We start from the raw sequence: 22,491 nt of genomic DNA on the forward strand, positions 1-22,491 counted from the left end.
GCGACGTGCGCAAGCACTGGCAGAACCGGGTCCAGCACCTGGTCGTGGGTGACGCGATGCGCGTGAACCTCACCTGGTGGCGCCATTCGTCGCGGCAACCCAGAAATTACGCCTAAAAGTTCAAGCGCGAATGTTCAGAAGATTCTGATACAGGCATACAGGGATAAGAAATTTTCTGATGCCAAAGGATTGCCTACTTTCACTGTTCCTATCAATCCAGAGCAATTACAGCATAAACTTCAAGTAAAAAACGACAAAACAACGGCTGCCGGCAATCAGGGAAGCGCGACGAAGTACAGTTTCACGTTACCAGAGGAATTGAAGCTGGATTTTGTGCTCGATAACACCAATACGATACACGGTAATGCCTACCAGGGAATTGGGGTCCCTGATCAGATAGACAACTTGCTCAAGACCGTCTACAATGTTCATGGCCCAACACACCAGCCTAATTATCTTAAAATCGGCTGGAATAAAAAGGAAGTATTCGGTTCGAACAAGACGACGTTCGAGTGCCGGCTTAAAAGCCTCGATATAAATTACGTGCTTTTTAACAGTGAGGGTATTCCGCTTCGCGCAAAAGTCAGCGCATCTTTTGTTGCATTTATCGAAGACGAGAAACGGGTAAAAGAACAAGACAATCAATCGCCCGACCTGACGCATATCCGGAATGCTTTGCCTGGCGATGCGCTGTGGCGAATGACAAACGAAATCTATGGCAGTCCGGATTATGTGACACAGATCGCTCGTTTCAATGATCTTGATTCTTTCAGAGCTATCGCGCCCGGTGCAGATTACCAATTCCCCCCATTCGACAAAAACGAACTTGTCGCCTGAATCCCATGGCTGCCACTACTAACGATCAAATTATTCCTATTGAAGGCGCGCACGAGGCTGTGATCCACGAGATCCTGGTTGAGGGGACAGTTATTAGCCCTAAATATCAAGTGATGAGCATTGATATACGGCTCGAAGTGAATCGCCTTGCTGCTGCGCGCATTGTGCTTCGGGATGGTGAGCCTGCGATTGGCAATTTTGAGATCAGCGAAACGGAAACGTTTAAACCGGGCAACAAAATCAAGATTAACCTTGGCTATGACAGCGATCGCCAGCCATTGTTCGAAGGTATAATCGTCCGACATGCAATTCGATCTCCGCAGTCAGGGCACTCCACGCTCACCATTGAATGCCGGCACGAGGCCGTGAAAATGACCCTTGGGCGCCAGAATAAATATTTCACGAATAGCCTGGATAGCGATGTGATGGAAGAGATTTTGAAGGCATATGGTCTTGCAGGTACCCTAGCGCCTACCTCAGTGATGCACAAGGAAGTCGTTCAGCACTATGCAACAGATTGGGATTTTTTACTGCTACGGGCTGAATTGAATGGACAGCTCGTTTTTCCTGATGGAGGCAAAATATCTGTTGATGAGCCAAAGACAGATACCAAGCCCGTTCTTACACTGACCTATGGTGTAAATCTTATCGAAGTTGAAGCTGAAATGGATGCCTGTTCTCAGTGGAATACCGTAAAAGCTTCATCGTGGGATTATGCCAGACAGGAGCTTTTCGAAGCAGAGTCTGCTACTGCTACATTCACTGAACCGGGAAATATAGCGGGTGCTGCGCTGGCAGAAACTGTCGCTCCAGAGGTTTTCGAGCTGCGCCATGTTGGTCAGGTTGTAACGGAAGAACTGCAGGCATGGACAGATGCAGCATTATTGAAAAGCCGGTTGGCAAAACTCCGGGGTAGAGTAAAAATAAGAGGATTTTCGGGCATCGTCCCCGGTGTATTGGTGAACCTGCAGGGGTGTGGTGCACGATTTAATGGGAATGTATATGTAACCGCCGTTCGTCACGAAGTACATTCTGGCACCTGGTTTTCACACATACAGTTTGGGTTATCTCCTGCCTGGTTCTCGCACAAGACAGACATTGCAGCTCCGCCGGCAAATGGTATGATGGTACCCATGCACGGATTGCAGATTGGTGTTGCAGTCGAATTGGCTGACCCCGATGGCGAACACCGGGTTCTGGTGAGATTGCCTGTGCTGGACAATGAAGCGCGTGGTGTTTGGGCGCGTGTTTCGATGCTGGATGCGGGCGAGAATCGCGGTTCTTTTTTTCGCCCTGAAATTGGGGATGAAGTAGTTGTTGGGTTTCTCAATGATGACCCCCGAGACCCGGTTATTCTGGGGATGCTGCACTCAAGCGCTAAATCTCCCTGGCATATCGCTGACGATGAAAACCACATAAAGGGGTTTCACTCCCGCAACAGTATGCGGATGGTGTTTGATGATGAGAAGACAATTTTGACAGTCGATACGCCCGCCGGCAACAAGCTGGTCTTCAGCGAGGACGATGCAAGCATTACGATTGAGGACCAGCATGGTAACCTTATCAAAATGAGTGATGCTGGGATAGCGTTGAACAGTGTCAAATATATCAAGATGGAAGCGGCCGCAAATATCGAAATCAAAGCGGCGACTAACCTCACAGCAGAAGGCGGTGCCAATGTGGATGTGTCGGCCGGCGCCGCCATAAGCGCTAAGGGTAGTGCTTCAGCAGAGTTTTCGTCGTCCGGTGCAACAGCGCTCAAAGGGTCCGTTGTTCAAATTAATTAATAAACCAGTAGCGTCATGCCTCCTGCTGCCAGAATTGGTGATTTTCATGTTTGCCCAATCGTTGTACCGCCTCCTCATGTAGGTGGGCCTGTGGTTGGTCCTGGTGTACCTACTGTTCTGATTGGCGGTATGCCAGCAGCGGTATTGGGTGATGTATGCACCTGCGTCGGCCCCCCTGATACCATCGTAAATGGATCAAGCACGGTATTAATTGGCGGCAAGCCAGCTGCGCGTATGGGGGACCCAACGGCGCACGGCGGGTCGATTGTAGTAGGGGCACCCAACGTTATTATCAATTAAGCGGAGATACAATCAATGCCTGATAACAGCGATTTTTTAGGTCGAGGCTGGTCATTTCCGCCAACCTTCGTCAAGTCGAAACGATACGGTGGGGATGTTGCACTCGTGGAGGGCAAGCAGGATATCGAACAGAGTCTGGACATTTTGCTACGTACCAGTATTGGCGAACGCGTGATGCAGCCCGAGTATGGCTGCAATATGGCAGATTACCTTTTTGATCCGAATAACAGTGCATTGATTGGTTTTTTGAAGGATACGATCTATAACGCCATACTGTATCACGAGCCTCGCATTCGCGTGGAGCAGCTTGATGTGTCTACCGATGGTACAGATGCCATCGAAGGCAGGCTGCAAATATCTATTGATTACACCGTTCGCCAGACAAACAGCCGCTATAATTTTGTTTGGGACTTCTATCAAACAGAAGGCGTGTCTGACGCTTTATAATCCTACGCATCCTCCCTGATGGAAACAGCGAATACATCTCACCCCTTGCAACGGGCCGGCACCAGCCAGCGTGGCCGGCAATTGGATGCGTTGTCTCCGTCTTATGCACCACTGGACGAGCACAACGAGCAAGATGTACTGGCTTACATTTGGGAGCTCGCAAAAACCATAGTTTATCACGAGGTAAAACACGATAGGCTCTGGAAAAGCGACTGGCTCGATTTTTTGCGCCTTAGCCTGCCCGTTCAACTGGCACTAATTGGTAAGTTTGATTTAAACGCGCTTGTAGCCTCATTTGAGGCCAGGATTAAAAAGGCAGAGTTTGGGCTCGAAAGGGGGAAATTGGCACCGCTTTTTAGAAAGGTAGCCAGTATTGCGCTGCTTCTGAATCGATGGCATGAGAATCTTCCTGAAAACACGCCACTGAAAATAGATCTCGGTGCGTTAATCGAAAAGGACTTGCGATTTGTGGCTGCTCGCTGGGCACGGCTTGCTAACCAGGCGCAAGAAGCTGAATCGCAAGAAGCTGAACCGAAAGATGCGGTAAAATGGAGCCTTGAGCTACGGCCTTTGATAGAGAATTCGGTTTGGCAACTGAGCATGAGTGACCTCATGCTGGCCGACGCAGGAACGGCCGGTGCTGTTATCAAAGGGACAGAAACGGATCGGATGTCCTTTTATTTGGAACAGCTCTCGACAATTTTTCAGGTATTTGCAGACGGCACGCGCCGTGTCATCGATCTGGCCAGTTCACCAGCGTATCAGCAAAGCAGTCTGGATGGTATCAAGAACCATCCCGCGCACATTGGGCTGTTGGTCGCATTTAACCGCATGTTCGACCGATTACGCAATGAGATCAACGACATACCAGCGCGTCAACTGGACTTTTATCTCAAAGATGTACTGGGTTTAGAAGAGGAAGCTGCTGTACCGGATAACGCACATCTGATTTTTGAACTGGATAAAACAGTGCGGTCCAGTCAAGTTGTCGAGGGTACCAGATTCAAGGCTGCCCAGAAGGATGATAACAATGCAGAGATTTTATTCGAGACGGGCGAAGAAACCATTCTAAATCGCGCCCGCGTGGACAGCCTGCGAACGATTTTTAGGCAATCAGACAAAGACAAAAAGACGACGAATATTCGTGCAGCTATAGGGGCAAATTTTTTTGATGGCATTGCCGAACCCTTTCCTGATCCACAGACAACCCAGTGGAAGACGCTGGGAGGAGAGCATTACCCCAACGGAAGCCCACAGGATTATGCCAGGATAGGCTTCTTCGTGGCCTCGCCAGCATTGTTGCTGAGAGAGGGAGGAGCCAGAGTCAAGATAGCCTTCACATGTAAAACTCAATTTACGTCGAAGTCTGATTTGAGCTCATATTTCAAAATATACTATTCCAGCGAAAAGGGATGGGTAGATGCCACAGATTTTAAACGTAGCAAGACAGCTTTACAAGTAAGGACCAGAAAAAAGAAAAAGGACATCTTTGTGTCCTTCTATGTGAACCCCGGTGTTCCACTTACTGCAGCCGATCCATCAGTCTTAAATGTTGATTATGGTACTACTTTTCCAATGATTAAACTGGAAATGAAAAAGCCTACCGATTCACACAGTTGGAAGTTTTATGATACACTTAGTCGGGTAGAGATCGAAGGAATTAAAATTACGCAGTCGAATATCAAACTGAAAGATTTGATATTGAGTAGTGATGCAGGGGTGCTAAATCCTGCTAATTCATTTGCGCCTTTTGGATCAGCACCAAGACGTAACGCAAATTTCATAATTGGAAGTGAGGAGGCGTTTGTAAAAAGATTAACGTCGCTCAGTTTTCTAGTACGGTGGGATAAAGTACCAGCGAGTAAATTTAAGTCGTGGTACGAATTCTATACAGGAAGTCCAAATCTAAATAGTGATTTTAAGGCCAAACTGGAATATCTGAATGAAGGAATTTGGTCTGAATTAGACAAGAATCTCATACCGCTTTTTGCAGAGGGGAATGCGAGGAAAAGGATTAAGATTGATGTTGCAAGCCCTGCTACCATTCCTATACGTCAGGAGAATGCTTCGAATTTTTCGAATTTGGCGGTTAATGGATTTGTCAGGCTCAGATTGACACCTAAAGACTTTTTACATGCTGAATATCCTAAAGCACTTTACAGGCAGGCGATTAAAGAACCACCCAATACTCCGCCGAATGAACCCTATACGCCCGCAATAAAGGAGTTTATTCTGCGATATAGTACTGAAGAAAGTCTCTGCAATGATTCTGGTGATGCAAATCAACGCATTCTGTTTGGGCATTTGCATCCCTTTGAGGTGCAGAATTTTGAGAGAATGGCGATTCGAGGTGTTGAGACTGGACCTTCTTTATTGCCACTAATAAACCCGTTTAAAGGTGAAGGTGGGTATTTGATGAGCGAAGGCACACTCCTCATCGGCTTAACAGATCTGATTCCCGGAAGTACGCAGTCCCTGCTTTTTCAAGTTGCCGAGGCAACAGCGGACCCCGAGTTCGTGCTTAAAGGCAAGATGAAATGGTGGTATCTGGATGACAATGATTGGGTTGAGTTACAAAAGGATGTAGATATTCTGGGAGATGCAACCCGGAATCTCACCACTTCGGGGATTGTACGTCTGGCCATACCGCAGCAAATCAGTAACAAAAATACAACGATTCTTCCTGCAGATAAACACTGGTTACGCGTGACGTTGCGTGACGGGGGGGCCGGCGTTGCTGATGCCGTCGCTGTACACACACAGGCGATTCAAACGCAAGCCTATTTATCACCCGCAAACGATACGGGCAGGCTTGATACGCCACTTGAGGCCGAAAGCATTGCCAAGCTTGTTGTAAGCAACGCATCAATAAAAAGCCTGGTACAACCCTACAGGTCTTTTGGAGGGCGGCCAAAAGAAGACGAAGCCGCTTTTCGTCGGCGTGTCAGCGAGCGATTGCGGCACAAAGGGCGAGCAGTTACGCTCTTTGACTACGAACGCCTGGTACTACAGCATTTTCCTCAGATTTATAAGGTGAAATGTTTACCTCATACGCGTGTGCAGGATGATAACTCTTTGGTAAATGCACCAGACCATGACACAGTAGATAAAAAGCTGTTTGTCAATGCACCAGGCCATGTTACAGCCGTTGTCATTCCAGATATCACGCAATTCTCGTTTGCTGAAAAGCTTCAGCCGAAGGCGAGTCGGGCTTTGCTGGAATCGATTCAGGCGTTTTTGGCTGAACGCGCGACCCCGTTTCTGCGCCTTCACGTTGTGAATCCAAGATATCAGGGCATCCGTGTTTTTGGGAGCGTTGCCTTTATGCCAGGGAAAGATCGTGTTTTTTACCAAACGCAGTTGACCAGGGATATTCTGGAATTTATGACACCCTGGGCTTTTGGTGAACTAGACCGGCTTTCTTTTGGAGGACGCATTTTTAAGTCTAGCATTCTGCATCACATCGAGCGCCTGCCCTATGTGGATTACCTCGTGGATTTTGTTATCGAATCTGATGCTGGAGAACTACCAGATGATTCCGTTATCGAGGCCGACACCGAGCACAGCATCCTCGTTTATAAAACTGGGGAGACAACCGCCTGGTCTGAACCTTCAGTGAAACAACCACCTGATGCTGAAGAGCAAGCGAAAGGATTGGGATACCAGGCCATCCCATTTGCGATTGCCTCTGGGGAGGCAAAGCACGAGAAATCCGATGATAGCGTTGCCTGACCACCAGAACCTTCGAATTTTCTGAACACCCTTTACCGATAGAGACCATGGCTATTCTAACCCGACAACAACTCTGCGATAAATTTCAAAACGGTGTTGTACCGTCAGAAGACAGTTTTCGAGATTTGATCGAATCGATGCTGAACAAGTGTGATGACGATTTTTTTGGTCGGTGGCAGCCGATGACCAATTACTATCCTGACGACGTTGTTATCTATAACAATACCCTTTATAAGCTACTGCCCAAAACAGAACCTGAAACGGATAATCAGGATACATCGGCTCAGGTGAAAGTGAAGACAACGTCAGATGATGCTGGTGATAGTGATGATGTAAAAGCCGGGGATGCCTATTGCACAGCGACTACGCCTGATGAGGATAGCCGCTGGGTTAATCTCACGTTCGACCTGACGGACGATGATTGGGAGTATGACAAAGCCAATACCCTGGTTGCAAAAAACACCGACGCTCGGGTAGGTATAGGTACCAAAGACCCTGATGGTAAATTGCATGTAGAGGCTGCATCGAGCGGAAGGTTGGTGTTTAATCCTGCTGAAATACAAACGAAAGGGCATGGGCCGGCATCAATCGATCCCACTTTGAAAATCGAGTGGGAGCCTACGAAGGGATGTGATGCATCCTTCGTCAAGTTGCGTCAGAAAGAAGGGGCTACCGAACTTGAGACCAATGCGGAAAGCGGGTTTTGCCTGCAGCACCTAAACGATCAGGGCGGAGCAACAGAACTGGCTACGTTCCGGCCTGATGGTGCCGGCATTGGTACCCATGAGCCAAAAGCACAACTTGACGTGCACACGGAAGACATCGGGCACGTGATGGCTAACCCCGAAAATTGTGATGAAGTGACCCTGCGCTTGGAAGACCCAGATTGCAATCAGGCAACGCAAACGGTAAACAGCGACTACAATACGTTCCGAACCGATGCCGACCAGGGATTCAAATTTGAGCCTGTTGCTGAACAGGAAGTTAAAAACGAGACGCCGAGAATGGTTGTAATTGACCAGTCTGGTAACGTTGGGATTGGTACCAAATCACCGGAATGTAAGCTCGATGTGGTAAATCCGGATGTGGGGCAAGTATCAGCATCTGTGGCAAAAACAAATCCAGCCCTGTCAATTGTAAATCTGAAGCCAGCCGGCAAGACCTCCTATCTTACAACAGGTGCCGAAAACTCTTTTGCTGTTTTCAAAACTGACGCGGATTGCGGATTTGTGTTCAAGCGCGGAGATGATTATGACCCTGATCGTGAGAAAACGCCAGAAAAAGATTTGACCGGTACCCATCACGTTTATATCGATCAGGATGGCAAAGTTGGTGTGGGTCTGGCGCCGGATGGATACGAGATCGACGCCCGGGGGAAAGTGCGATTCGATGAAATCTATTTGCCTACAAATGAAACAACGATTGATGAGGAAGGCAAAATCGAAAATGCACTAGATACCGTTTGCAGTTTGACGCCCATTTTGTTCAAGTGGAAAGAGACTTACGGCGTGAAAAGTGAACGCACTCAGTTTGGCCTTCTGGTAAGCGAGTGTGATGAGTACGTACCTGAGGTAGTGAACGACGGCGGCAAAGGAGACATTGGCATAGCCTATCAAAATCTGGTGCCTCTACTCATTGGAGCTATCCAGGAATTACAGGCCAAAGTAGCGGAACTGTCCAAATAACCGGTATCCATTGAGTTGCTGATCCAGATCGCCCATGCCTCCGGCTGAAAACACTATATCGAAGACCAATACAAGCCTTGCGAGTGGACTCAATTTCGAAGTCCTGCGCAATATTGGGTTGGAGCAGATTCGTAATCTGTCCGGAGAAAACTGGACGGATCACAATCTGCACGATCCAGGCATTACGATCCTGGAAGTGTTGGCGTATGCCATGCTTGACCATGGCTATCGCACAGGGCACAAGATTGAGGATTTGTTCGCGCGTGACGCGTCATCCGATCCATCTGAACGGCTTTACTATACAGCAGCGGAAGCGCTGGGCAACAATCCTGTGACGGTCAACGATTATCGTAAGTTGTTGCTGGATATTCCAGGCGTTCGCAATGCCTGGCTCGATGTGGCTGAAGAGACGAGTCCGGCACTGTTTCTGTCTTGCGAAAATGCGGATGTTCAACTTAAACCAGTCTCTCCAGAAGAAAGTAACGACGAGCGTACGCAGGACAAAAAGCTATTTCTAAACGGGCTATATACCGTATCTCTTGAGCTGGATACCATACGCCGGCAGGATCAAACAGGCACACACGATGACAATAGTCTTTCAACCGACCGGATTCTAGGCGAAGTTCGTCGAACCCTGTTTGCGCACCGTAATTTGTCAGAAGACTTTGTCAAAATTCGTGTTCTTCAGGATGAGCAGATTGCGTTTTGCGCTGCGATCGAGCTGGATCCTGGTGAAATTCCCGAAGATGTGCTTACCGACATGTTTGTTCGTCTTCGCGATTGGTTATCCCCGGATCCTGTTTTTTACACCTTGCAGCAGTTGGTTGCAAAAGGTAAAACGATAGAAGAAATCTTTGAAGGCCGGCCGCTTTCTCCTGATAGCCACGGGTTTGTAGACCTTGAGGAACTAGATGCTGCCCGGCCGGATCGGGATGTATTATATGCGAGTGATTTCTATCGGGTTATGCTCGGCGAATCTCAGCCAGAAGCAGGCCCGGCCATCCGCGCCATACGTGGCTTGAAGCTTGTCAATTACATCAACGGTATCGTGCAATCTAAAGGTGAGCCATGGTGCCTGCCACTAAAAGAAGGCTACAGGCCAATACTTGATGCGAGTCGATGCGACATCTTGTGTCTCAAGGAAGGAATTCCCGTTTCTTTCGATAAAGAAGTAGTTGCGAACCGTGTACGTGAGCGGTTAAGCAACACCCGTAAAAAAAAGCTGAGACCGTATGAACTGGATCGTATGGCACCTGAAGGCATCCGGCGTGATCTGGCGTCATATGTTTCGATTCAACACGATCTTCCCGTTGTATACGGGGTTGGCAATGACGGACTACCTGATACAGTTTCCGCTACGCGAAAAGCGCAAGCCTTTCAGTTGAAGGGGTATTTGTTATTCTTTGACCAATTGCTGGCAAATTACCTCGCCCAGCTTACACAGGTACGTCAGTTTTTTGCGCTTCGTCAGGCTGAACCATCTGGGCAAACCTACTTCGCCGGCAACATCGATTCGGTCCCGGAACTTGACGCATTGGTGAGAGGAGCCGGCTTCAATGCTGATGGTGATCAGATTTCCGGTGAATCCATCCGGGTAACGCGTGGACAGTCCGTATTTTATCCCGAAAACGAGGCACAAACACCGGTTTGGCAGCCTTGTAGTGACCATGAATCCTACAGGCTCTTTGAAAGTCCACAACTGCGAAACGATACAATCAACCGTATTATCGCTGCTTTTGAGCACGAAAACTATACGTTTGAGCACGTTGAGGACGCTTGCAAAAACAACCTCATTCGATTCAAAATTCCTGGTGCAGCGCCTGATGGGGCAACGCTGACCCTGCTGAGCCAAATCTCGTTTCCAGAGTATTTATTGTTAGATGCCGAGGCTGAAGCGCTCACGTTTCTCTTTATATCTCCAGATTATTTCCGGCCAGTCGATCTGCCGAATCTGGGAAAATACACGTTTGAAATTGTCTATCAGCCACCTACTTATGAAGAAGTAGTGGCACGACTGGCCGAGTCACCAGCCGCCGCCTTGAACCGCCGAGACCGATTTCTTAATCATTTACTCGCCCGATTTGCTGAAGACTTTTCTGACTATGCATTATTGCAGTTTTCTTCGGGGGAACAGCAGACCACACAATCACTGATTCGAGATAAAGAGCAGTTTCTTGCCGATTACCCCGTCATCAGCGAACGGCGTTCGACGGGATTCGACCAGACAAACAAGGCGGAGATTTGGGATTCGGATAACGTTACCGGCCTGGAAAGGCGGGTTGGGGGCTTGATGGGAATTGGCGATTGGAAACGCCGTACGCTTGCCCCGTTTGAAGTCGAAAAAAACGAACCAGGCTCGAAAGTAGCTATTCGCGATTTTCGCGGACGTGCATTATTTAAAAGTCCATATCCTGTTGAGGACCATGGCCAGTTCCTTGCATCTGTATGCAGCACAGCAGCAGTCCGTGAGGCAATCCTTCCTGTTGATTGCCCGAATTATAGCCGCTTTGGTATGGCGCTGTATGAAAACGATGGGGGCTTGCTTGCCCGACACCCGGATTATTATGCTGATGCGGCGCTAAGAGATAAAAAGGCTTCGTACGTATCTTCCATTTTTGCACATCCGGGAGGGTACGATGTACGGTACACTGAGGTAGCCGGCGGGTGGGTCTTCTATCTCGAAAAAGAAGACATGCGTTTGGCTGAATCGGTGAAGGCTTTTGAAGAAGATGTTGATGCCAAAGTAGCCTGGGTTCATTTTAGCACGCATGCCGTTGAGCACGCAAACTTCGAGATTGTATCTGATCTACATGGCGTTGGTTACCGTGTGTTGGTGTGGAATAAAGATCGGACGCAGGTGTTGGGGCAATCACCCGATCACTTTTACGTAGAAACGGAAGCCTGTGAGAGAATCGAAGCGATTATAGATTGCCTTACGAAGAATCGTCCTCAGACCAAATTAGTGCAAGATCCGCCAGCGTGGACGTGGCATCTGAGAGGAACGGATGGTGAACTGTTACTGGCAAGCTGTTATAACTTTGCCGAGCGGGATCAGGCCAGCTGGGCGTTATACAGGGCTGCCGAGCTCGTGCCTGAAGGCCTCTATATTCTACCACCCGCTGAAAGTGATGCTGGCTGGCGGATTGTCCTGGCTATGGACAATCCCCGTACGGTACCAGATGCAATTGTACTCGCTGAGCATCCGGCTTCATTTGTTACCGAAGAGGAGGCGCAGGAAGCAACCGATGCGCTATGCCACGCCGCTTCACCAGGTACCCTATACCGCGGGCAAATCGGGGCAATCAATCGATCCTATTTCTACGAATGGACGGGCAACGATCCTGGTGACATTTTATTAAAAAGCACCAGGTTGTTTGCGAGTGAAGAGGCCGCCGAGGCCGGATTATTGGCTTTACGCAGCTTGGCGCAAGATCCAGAGAACGTCCGTGTCGATAAAGAAAACGGATACCTGGTACGGGTATTCGATACGTTTGGAGACCTCATCGCAGAGCACCCTCGAGTTTTTCTGGATGAGGAAGAGGCCAATCTGCTGGCAAACCGTATTGTGAGATTGGCCAGGAAAAAAGGTGTGCCGGCAAGCCGTATCGTAACTGGTCCCAAGGTATGGTTTTATCGCCTCGTCGATCAGGAAAATGAGCCAATAATAAAAGCTGTTTCGCTTTTTCGAACCAGGGCGGAAGCACACGCCAAACTGATACACGCTACCTGGCATGCACGTCGCCCGAATTGTTGGCGGGCTGATGATTCAGACGGCGCCCGGGTTGCCCTAACCGATGATGCCGGACGCAAACTGGCCTGGTCGAAACCTTTTATCAACTTGGGAGAGGCTAAAAATCAGGAGCTGGATGACCGAGATCAAATGCTCGCGCTTTGGCGAACATGGTATGGATCAGAAAACATTCCTTTTTATGTGCATCCGACGCCTGGAAACTGGCGATTTTCCGTACATAAAGATGAAGCGATCGTACTCAATAGTACAGCATCTTATTTATCAGAAGAAGAAGCTGCGCTTGATTTAGAGAAGACGCTTACATTTGCCTGTAATAAACGCTACCTGAAGTGCATACAAGAGCCCGGCATGTGTCGATTCAATATCGGCGTCTATCCCTCGGGTAGTAAACATCCTCTTGCCGTTTCTCCGATACACTTCCCGGACAAAGAAACTTGTAACAAGGCAGCCGGCGCTTTGGCTGCTTATCTGAGAAGAAATAAGGTCCCCTGGCATACGAGGCTGGTTGATACCCATTATAAATATGAACTCTTTTGGGAGACCAGCGACGAGCGTATCGCAATCGCTTTTGCAAGCACTGTGCAGTATGCAGACGAAGGAGCCGCTGTTTCCGGGTTCGAATCTCTGTTGGCGTCCGTCGACAACTTGGAGGTGGCGCCCACACACGGTGAGCGATGGGGAATCTTGCGCAAAGATGGAGATGGATATGATGCAGGTACAGTGCATCCTTCTACCTATGGTAGCGAAATCGAAGCGCATTGCACGCTTGAAGATTTGAAACGGTATCTGAGGTGGGGAGGATGGAAGTTTGTACAGGTGACACCTGGCCGACAGTACAGATTTAGGATGCTCCACGATCATGCTGAATTGGCGACCTATTCGACCCAATTTCGAAATGAAGGAGAACGAAATGAGGAGCTAAAAACTGTGCGTGATCGACTGCAGCGTGCGGGCATCCAATATACAACGCTTACGCTCGGTCAGGAGCGTGTTGTGAGGGAGGGCAATGCCTTCAGATATCAGTTGCTGAGCTATCGAATGGGTGGTTGCGGTTCAGACAACGCTAACAGGGTCCTTTGGACCAGCGAAGCTACATTCGCATCACAGCAAGCAGCAGCTGCTGCTTTTGATGAGCGTTATCTGGATGTGTTGGCGTTGGCAAAAGATCGCGCCAATTATCGCAAACAGTGTGATGACAATGGCAACCGCTGGTTCTATACACTTGAGGACCCCCAATTGCCGGGGCAACCTATTGTCCGAACCGAAGATTTGTCTGATGACCTGGAGGAGCAATGTACAGCTTTACATTTAAGGCTATGTCATGCCAGATGTTATCCCATCGTCAAACAGGCAAATCGGTTTTGTTTTCGTGTAGGAGATCCTGCAAGTAACGAAGATGCCTGGGTATCTACCCATTCGTATTTGACGCCGGCGCTCGCTTTCGAGGCATTTTATCGGTTTGTAGAACTGGTCGCTTACCCGGATAATTACTACAAAGTTGATCATCCAGCCCAACCATTATTTGGATTTGAAGTGCGTGAGGCCGGGCTTGTTGAGGCAGATGAGCAGGTTTTATGTGATCCTTTTGGGACCAAGGAGAATCCACGTAATCCTGTACCACCTGTCCTTTGGTATCAGCGGCCCAATGACACCACATCAGGGGAAAAGCTGATACAAATCGGATACCTTGAATCAGGCGCCCCTCCTGATTCTCCGCCAATGGTCTCACCCATCGATATCAGGCAGCTTGACATATGGGATGGTGAATGCTGCGATGAAAATCAGCAAAACGCAGCAACGTTTACATCAACAGCAGACCGAGCCTGGCAAAATCTGGAGCAATGCGCTGTCGGTCTGGATGCCAAAACAAATTTTTCCGTTTTTCGCGATGCCGAAAAGCAATGCCGGTTGCGGATACAATTGGTGTCTGAGAATTACCGATTGGCCAGATATCGCAAGGTGTTTCATACGCATGCAGAAAGGGCAGTACAGCGCGATTGCCTGTTTGATACCATTGCAAGCGAAGTGCTTTGCTTGCCTCCCAAAATAGATTCGTCAGGAAACGCGCTTCGGGATACCAAACGACTGTATCTGGACGATGTTTGCTCGGTTGAAGTATGGGGGGTAGGCGGGCCGCGCTGGATCGTTCGTCGCGATCAGCTTGATCCTTCTCTACGGGTGCTGGAAGCGGACGACGATCGTATTGAAAGTCCCATAAACATTGAGATCATGTCGCTCGCAAGAGCAGTTGATTGTTACATTCCCATTCAGGATGAATCCAATCCAAATGCAGTTCGGTGGGGGTTATTCGACCTTCAAAATCGGCTGGTAGCTACAAGTTGTGATTCCTTTGAATTTGAGGATGAAACCGAATGCGAGCAGTGGCGCAATGCCGCAATCGCAGACGCCTGGGTTTACCCCTATATCAAAAAGGGGGATAAGTATGGATTCCAACTTGCCCGGTGTGTTGATGATATCTTGCTGGAGAGCGTCAATACGTATGCCTTCCCTGTCCGTGTGGCAGCTGCTTTTCGCCGACTCATCACACTCATTCGGGAGAAAGAACATTACGCGCCTTTTGAGTCAGATGATTGCGGTCCTTTCGGCATTGAAATCATAGATCCTGCCGAAATAAAGGCAACACATCCAGCCTCATTTCTGAATCGTGAAAGTGTTGCTCAGGCTATCGACGATTTGTCGAATACGATGGATGCCGAGGGTTTTCATGTTGTTGAGCATGTGTTGTTACGGCCGGCAACTGAAAAGTCACGACTGTTCAAACTTCTTTGCGCAGACTGTGACGACGATGCAGGGCATATACACTACGATGAGCATCGGAAGACCCTCGGTGTGTTATCCAGTGACGACCCTTACTCTTTCAAGTGTACCATCGTAATTCCGTATTGGGGCCGGCGTTTCCGCAATATCAATTTTCGGGAATACTTCGAGCAGACCCTGCGGCGAGAAGCACCAACACATATACAATTGAGCATTGTCTGGGTAACGCCGGCACAGATGCATCTCTTCGAATCAGCCTGGCGTGATTGGCTGCATACCAACGCCGCCGGAAGGGACAACTGCATGTGGGAAATGCACCTTGAAGCGCTAATCGATGCCATGGAAAAACTGCAAAATGCGTATCCACCGCTCAGCCGCTTTGGTGATAACGAAAGCGATGAAGAAGGCCGCATCATCGTGCTAGACAAAACAATACTGCCAACTTAGGGCCTCTACTTTATCGCGGGATGCCCATTCTCACTACCTGATAACGCCATGAATAGCTTGCTAAGTTTAGAGTACCCGTCTTTTGCGTCTTCGCAAACACTGCGCAGTAGCGACCTCAATGCGTTACGAAATTTTTTGTCGAGACAAAACCTGGAAACACGCACAGGTTTGATTGGCGTTGGCATATTAGCTGGCCTTGAGTTGTCGGTAGAGAAAGAGGATGACAACAGCATTGTGCTAGGCATTTCAAAAGGTATAGGTGTGAGTTCTGAACGGCCTGCTGAAAAGGATGAACCAGTAAATAAACAGGATACAGAAAATAGCCGGCCGGCAGACAGTAACCTTTTTATAGTGAAGAAGGATATCAGTATCAGGTCGTACCGTAGGCTGTCGGAAGACAGGGGCAAACAACTGGATGCAGGTGATATAATCGCTGCCGGGACAAATTCTTATGAGTTTTCTGAAAATGAGCTGCTTCCGGATTCAGGCGATTGGTATCCCATATCGCATCTGGAAAATATCCAAGATATCATAGTTTTCCTGTTCCAGTATGCAGACGATGTAACCACAGAAAACTGCGCCAGCCGATTCAATCCCAATGCAACCCGGTTGGCGCAGCGATGTGTTGTTATCGGATTGGAACTGAAAGAAGACGACGTGAATCGTGATGACCTCTGGATTGCCCCTGCATCAGTAGAAAAAATTAGCACGTTCCCATTTGTTGATCGGGTGCCCAAAAAACCGATGCAGTCCAAGTCAGGCGAGGATGAGGCAACAGCATTGTGGAACGAATGGAAAGATGCCGTGGAGAAGGCGCTCAGTGATGAAAACGCTGATTCGCTCTACAACATGTTGGCTGGTGTGGTTGAGCATAACATGCTCAAGGCATGGAAGGGAAATATCGAAAACATAATCGAAGACTGGTTCGATACAGATACTATAACAACGCTGCAGCCGGCCGGTATTCAGTATGTCCATGAACATCTACAGGACATCATTTGCGCATTCAACGAACTGGCGGCCTTTTATTTTCAACCTGTGTACTGTCAGGAATCGTTTGTCTTTCCGAATTACTTATCGCTTGGAAGCATCAAGGAGCCTGTAAAGCTAAGAATGCCCTTTTATCGGGTAGGAAGTATTGATGATGACCCGATGGCGGGTAAGTATGAGCATTACAAGGCCCGGCTGGAGGGTTTACTGGACCATTTCGATATAGGTGCTTCTAGGGAGGCGGACGAGCCTGTTCGCATAACTGGCTCCGGTATGAAAAGTGAAGTGCTGGACAAACAGGCTATTCCTTTCTATTACAAAGAGGCGCTCAAGAAATTCTGGAATTTCGAATTGTGGAAGACCGGTCGATATGAGGCTATTCAACAATATGAAGAACGTACACCAGCCAAAGCACATCCCCGACAGGCACTGCGCAAGGATATGATTAAGTATCCGTTCTTCAGAATTGAAGGCCATCTTGGCATGGACGCAGAAGCGGGAGTGGGTGAAATCAGACGCTTGCAGGAGCAGTTAAATTTACCTTTCCAGGTGATTTGTGTACCCGTAAAGGGGCCGGCCAGCGATGGGCCACAGGCCGCAGATGTTGCAAAGCAACCAGCTAATTATTTTGGACGACCGGGTGAATGGGGCCCTATGGGATTAAAAGAATTCTGTACGCGGTATCCAGGACTTGAACACCAGGGGGGCGTGCAGCAAGGCGGTACGTTTGTGCTAGTTTTCGATGAACGCGTTGAAGCCCCGGCCGACGGTGAAGGAGAAGGCGATGACGAAGCTACGCCCACATTATCCAGGCCAATCATTGCCGATTTTTCCCTGCCTCCAGGTGCGTATGTAAGGGGCGCACCAATGGCTGATTTTGATTACAGCGTTTCTTGGATGACCAGTGAGGATCCCCAGATCAACGAAGACAAGGTGTCTTTAAAAGAAGAGATATCGTCGCCACTCGCACGGGTTGAAATCGTCAATCGCTCCACAGATGCAGATATTACAGTCTGGGACGTTGCTGAAGGAGTGCCTGAGGACTATTACGCTTGGATAGAAACAGCAGGCACCTGGATTGGATATTTCGATTTGAACAAACTCGCTGCACACGGCAGTGCATACAAAAGTCCTGGAGGAGCGGTAGCGATCCGTGCCCGTCTTACCGCATCGGATATACATTATCCAGAAAGCCAGTTTGCGCAATGGATTGCGCTCTGTCCGTTAAACATGATGTTGGTTGCCTATGGGCAAAACGACAAACAAAGCCAGGCGCGAACCGAGATCAAAATCAATAAGAAAGGCCTTACCAAGATTCAGCTTCAAATTGATCCGTTGGGTGGTACGTTCGAAGTTGATGACGCGCTGAAAGAGCAACTGACGGGATTGGAAAAAACTACCGTCTCGCATGAGGAGTACATACCCGTTGTTTATGACGACACAGCCAGGAAGCTGCTGCCTGGAAGATATCCCATCACGTATAGTTATCCGGGAGAGTGTAACCTCAAGGAAGAGATTTTTCTTGTATTGGATGGCCCTTGGGCAGATTGCGAGATTGACAACATCCAGTATATGGGTTTCCTGGACGAAGCCATGCCGGCTGGTGTCAGGCGCGCGTTGGAGGAGAAAAAATTGAGCGCGCCATTTGCCAGAGTAGAAATATTAAACAAGTCGATGGCACACACCATCGAGTGGAAAGTCAGCCATGAAGGCGATGGAGAACCCTGGCATATCGAGCGCGCAGACGAAATAAGGTTAATAGGATACTTCGACCTCAATCAAGTACAGAATATTATCGTTGAAGTGACGGCTTATATGGAGCCGCACCCGCCACACACAAAAAAAACTGTCCCCTTCAATATTTGCCCTAAAGATGATTCGTATGAATTATTGATCGAACAAGTACAAGATGATGGTTCGGTGTTGCCATTGAGGCAGCTTGATCTTGTGCGAAATCAGGTGATGAATTTTGCGCTCGTGTTTAAACCCGCAGGTGGATGGTTTACCTGGCCTGAAGCATTGCTACCCTATTTGTCAGATGCCTCTCGTATACCCGATCCAGATGGCACTGATTTGCCTGGACTAGTTGCTTCAGGAGAAAAAAACTCTCCCATAGCCCTGCAGTTCTTTATTACAAATAGAGAGCTTCGAAATGGCGGGGAACACAAAATTCAGTACCACTATCCCTCTGCTTGCAGTGATCGCATCTATGAAGTCCTGTTAAAATTAGATGATGTACAAGGAGGCGAAGTACCGGCAGAAGCTGGAGAAACAGCAGTGGACAAGCTGGAGATTGAAACGTCAACCGGGCGATCAACAGAAGTGCTTAAGGACGGGGGCCCTGATGATTCCGAGGGGGCCTCGAGCGTCCTGATACCCGACAGGAGCGTGTTAAACAAACGCCGGCAAGCTTATTTCGAACAAGGGCAAGCGCTTGGTGAAGGAGGACTGGGGCAGACGCAGCTCTTTAAAAAGGCCATGAGCTTTTTGATGTTACCGCCTGCGCCAGAAAACCTCGACCAGACACTAAAAGCATTCGACGCACTGGTCAAATCCCTCGTTCGGGCGATCAATAGAAAGAACAATCCGAATAAACGAAAACAGGAAGCATTGCTACAGCAGACAACCGTATTTCTGCTTGATAAGCTGATCGCTGAATCACCGGCAGTTGTGCCTGATTCAGCACGTGAGAGTTTGAAAAAGGCTGTTGCCGCGATGAAAAAGGCAAAGTTAAAACTGAATACAGTGCGGACCCTGTGGAAGCCCGCTGAACTAAAGCATCCACTGACTAAGCAGTATCTGGATTTACTAAAGTAGCTCGCTGCAATAATCACGGACCAATACCATGCACTTTATTGGCAAACTTACATTTGATCTGCAGTACGAGGGGCGGCAAGTTGATGGCTGGGCGCTACAAAAAGAAGCTGCACAGTTTTGCAACGGACAACTTATCGATGCGCTCGAGAATCGGTTGGATCAGTTGCTGACTCCGGCGCAGTGGCTTGTTCTAAGCACACTTGAAATCGATATCGGTACAGTACAGGCGCCTATTGATTGGAACGATTTGCAGCAGCGAATCACAACCAGCATTATGGAAGCAGTCTCAAATTATATGATTGCTAATGAAGCTGAATCAACGCCCATAACCTCTCGATTTGCTTACACGGTCGAAAAATGGCTTCAATTTTTGCAAACGGGGGAGTTGGGAGGCCTTCGTTCAGCGATGCCCCACGAAAATTCCCATGAACACCTGATTGAAGCCGTGGCGAGTGAGAGCGTGCATGCAGATGCTTTAACGCGTGTTTTATCTGCTGAGCCCGTTGCGATATTGCGGCTTGTTCGGCAATATTCTCCAGACTTTCTCGGCCGTCTCGGAGCGGCTTTAACGGGATTGTCTTTTGAAGCCGTTGAAGCAGGACAGGGTAGGCTGGAAAGCCAACTCAAAAAGGTTGCCCGGTTTGTACACGATGTTGTTGATGAAAGCAAAAGCGCTTCAAAATCAGCGCTTCAACGCGCTCAGGAGAAGCAGCTTTCAGAAGCTCTTCTGGCAATTCAGCGGGCATTGGCTTCATTTGCCGAGCGGTACTGGTTGCTAATTTGGCAAACTGTTGTTCGCGAAAAAGTACTCCCTGATGAAAGACACCTCTTGGCAGAGGTATTGGCATATGCTACGCCCGTTCAAACCAGGATATTTATTGCAAGTCTTTTAGAGCAGCACAAAATCCAGGTTGGCATAGACAAAACGGTCTGGTCTGAATTCTTGGATGCATATACCAAAGCGTCTGTTAGAGATGAGATACCTGTTAAAAACGCAACACGCTTTTCCGAATTCAAAGATTTGCATGCCAAAGAGCCTGTTACGGATGATACGCCTGCTGACAATCCTACGCGTTTGCCTGAATACAAGGACGCGCATGCAAAAGCGTCTGTTACAGATGAAATGCCTGCTGACAACCAGGCTGAAAAAGAAACAGAAATACCTGCGTCTGCGCCACAACAAAAACTTGTTGGCGAATCAAGTGGTGGTGAAGAGAAAAATCAGTTACCAGAAAACCAGGTGGACAGGCTAGCAGACGATAATGATTTTGAGGAGTCGATCCAGCTTTTAAAGCTACATCCACACAGTGTGCCGGCAGAAGACAGTGCGTTCTGGTATGTCGAAAATGCTGGAATAATACTTTTACACCCCTTTTTGTCGCCACTCTTCGAGCAACTCGAACTGATTCGCGGTGACAAATTCCCCTCGCAGAAAAAACGCGAGCTTGCTATTCATCTCTTGAGATATTTGAGTACGCAAGAACATAACGTACCTGAATATGCCCTGACATTTGAAAAATTTCTGTGTGCGTGGCCAGAAAACGAGCCGATTAATCGGAATGTTCATATTTCAGCCCAGGTTGTCGAGGAGTGCAAAACCTTATTGCAAGCAGTGATCCAGCATTGGAGTCAGCTTGGCAAGACGAGTCCGGACACGTTACGCGATGCGTTTCTGCGTAGACCAGGAAAATTGAGCTACCAGACATCTAATGGCTGGCTTTTGCAGGTCGAGCAAACAAGTGTTGATGTGTTGCTCCAATATCTGCCCTGGGGTGTTGGAGTTGTCAAATTGCCCTGGATGGAAGACCTGTTGAGGGTGGAATGGTCGAGTTAAAAACATACGCGAACGTCCAACGGCCGTGTACTGGTGCTTCCTCGGCAGAGATCGCACTGCCCGTGTTTTTGAATAACGTTTGTTTACAATGCGTGAGTGCAACAGGTACAGCGCCGCCACATACAGCACGCGTGTTGGCCCTGATGCATACCGCGATGTACGATGCATGGGCTATGTACAGCACTACGCCAACACCTTATGGATTAAGTCAGACGTTACGACGACCAGTTGACGAACACACGAGGCCCAATCGCCGTAACGCCATCGTTTATGCTGCCTATCGCGTCTTGCATGCCCATTTTTACCTGGCACTTATTGCTGCTGGCCAGGAGCTGATTTTGCAAAATGCGCTGGATGAACTGGGATTGGAGTACAAAGATTTTGAGCTTAATCCACGTACGGCAGAAGGATTGGGGAATTTGGCCGGGCAAGCTGCTATAGATCGTGGCTCGGGTGACGGCTCCAACATGTGGAATACAATGGGCGGAAACGCGCCTTTTGCAGATTACACAAATTATCAGCCCAGCTTGCTGCCCGATCAGGTCCCGCAGCCACACCAGTGGGGAGAATGGCAGCCGCTCCGCGTGCCGCGACCTGATTCTTCTGAGACCATCGTACAGCAATTTCTTGTGCCGCATTGGGGGGCGCTGAAACCGTTCGCCATGAGGGATGGAGCAGAATTTCGTCCTCATATAGGTCCTGATAGAGACAAAGCTTCTTTGGAAAGAGAATGCGCTCCGCTGATCGAGATAAGCGAGCAACTGACAGATCAGCAGAAGGCCATCGCAGAATACTGGTCGGATGGCCCGCACTCCGTTACGCCGCCTGGGCATTGGTGCATGTTGGCCGCATGGCTGTGTGAGCAAGACAAATACGATACCGAGAAAGCGCTATATCTTTTTTTTATTCTCGCAAATGCATTGTACGATGCATCGATCGCAGCCTGGGATGCTAAGCGGCATTTTAACTATGTGCGTCCTGTTACAGCAATCCGACATATATACAAAGGCCGCAATATTACGGCCTGGGGTGGACATGAGCATGGCGGTGTACAGGATATGCCCGGCGAAGCATGGCATCCATACC

At 48.7% G+C, this 22,491-nt stretch carries 10 protein-coding genes; all 10 read left to right on the top strand.

Going from position 1 to position 22,491, the window contains the following annotated elements; translation table 11 throughout:
• Positions 1-144: 144 nt before the first annotated feature.
• Positions 145-837, top strand: a complete 693-nt coding sequence (locus AAF564_16050) for a hypothetical protein (protein MEM8487066.1) — start codon at positions 145-147, stop codon at positions 835-837.
• A 5-nt stretch (positions 838-842) separates the two neighbouring features.
• On the top strand, positions 843-2,624 hold the full coding sequence (gene vgrG / locus AAF564_16055; protein ID MEM8487067.1) for a type VI secretion system tip protein VgrG: 1,782 nt from the start codon (positions 843-845) through the stop codon (positions 2,622-2,624).
• Between the two features lie 15 nt (positions 2,625-2,639).
• The gene (locus tag AAF564_16060) at positions 2,640-2,924 is read left to right on the top strand and encodes a PAAR domain-containing protein (protein ID MEM8487068.1); all 285 of its coding nucleotides are present in this window, start codon (positions 2,640-2,642) and stop codon (positions 2,922-2,924) included.
• A gap of 15 nt (positions 2,925-2,939) precedes the next feature.
• Positions 2,940-3,371, top strand: coding sequence for a GPW/gp25 family protein (locus AAF564_16065; protein MEM8487069.1), 432 nt, complete (start codon positions 2,940-2,942; stop codon positions 3,369-3,371).
• 81 nt (positions 3,372-3,452) lie between these two features.
• Positions 3,453-7,103, top strand: a complete 3,651-nt coding sequence (locus AAF564_16070; protein MEM8487070.1) for a hypothetical protein — start codon at positions 3,453-3,455, stop codon at positions 7,101-7,103.
• A gap of 47 nt (positions 7,104-7,150) precedes the next feature.
• A complete protein-coding gene (locus AAF564_16075) occupies positions 7,151-8,788 on the top strand; it encodes a hypothetical protein (GenBank protein MEM8487071.1) in 1,638 nt (545 codons plus the stop codon).
• Positions 8,789-8,822: 34 nt separating this feature from the next.
• Positions 8,823-15,764, top strand: a complete 6,942-nt coding sequence (locus AAF564_16080) for a hypothetical protein (protein ID MEM8487072.1) — start codon at positions 8,823-8,825, stop codon at positions 15,762-15,764.
• Positions 15,765-15,812: 48 nt separating this feature from the next.
• The gene (locus tag AAF564_16085; protein ID MEM8487073.1) at positions 15,813-19,571 is read left to right on the top strand and encodes a hypothetical protein; all 3,759 of its coding nucleotides are present in this window, start codon (positions 15,813-15,815) and stop codon (positions 19,569-19,571) included.
• 28 nt (positions 19,572-19,599) lie between these two features.
• Positions 19,600-21,405 carry a contractile injection system tape measure protein gene (locus AAF564_16090; GenBank protein ID MEM8487074.1) on the top strand — a complete coding sequence of 602 codons (1,806 nt, stop codon included), beginning with the start codon at positions 19,600-19,602 and terminating at the stop codon, positions 21,403-21,405.
• Between the two features lie 92 nt (positions 21,406-21,497).
• Positions 21,498-22,491 (top strand): DUF6851 domain-containing protein (locus tag AAF564_16095; GenBank protein ID MEM8487075.1); only part of this gene is annotated, 994 nt, incomplete at its 3' end.

It is taken from the genome of Bacteroidota bacterium (assembly GCA_039111535.1).
Classification (GTDB): domain Bacteria; phylum Bacteroidota; class Rhodothermia; order Rhodothermales; family JAHQVL01; genus JBCCIM01.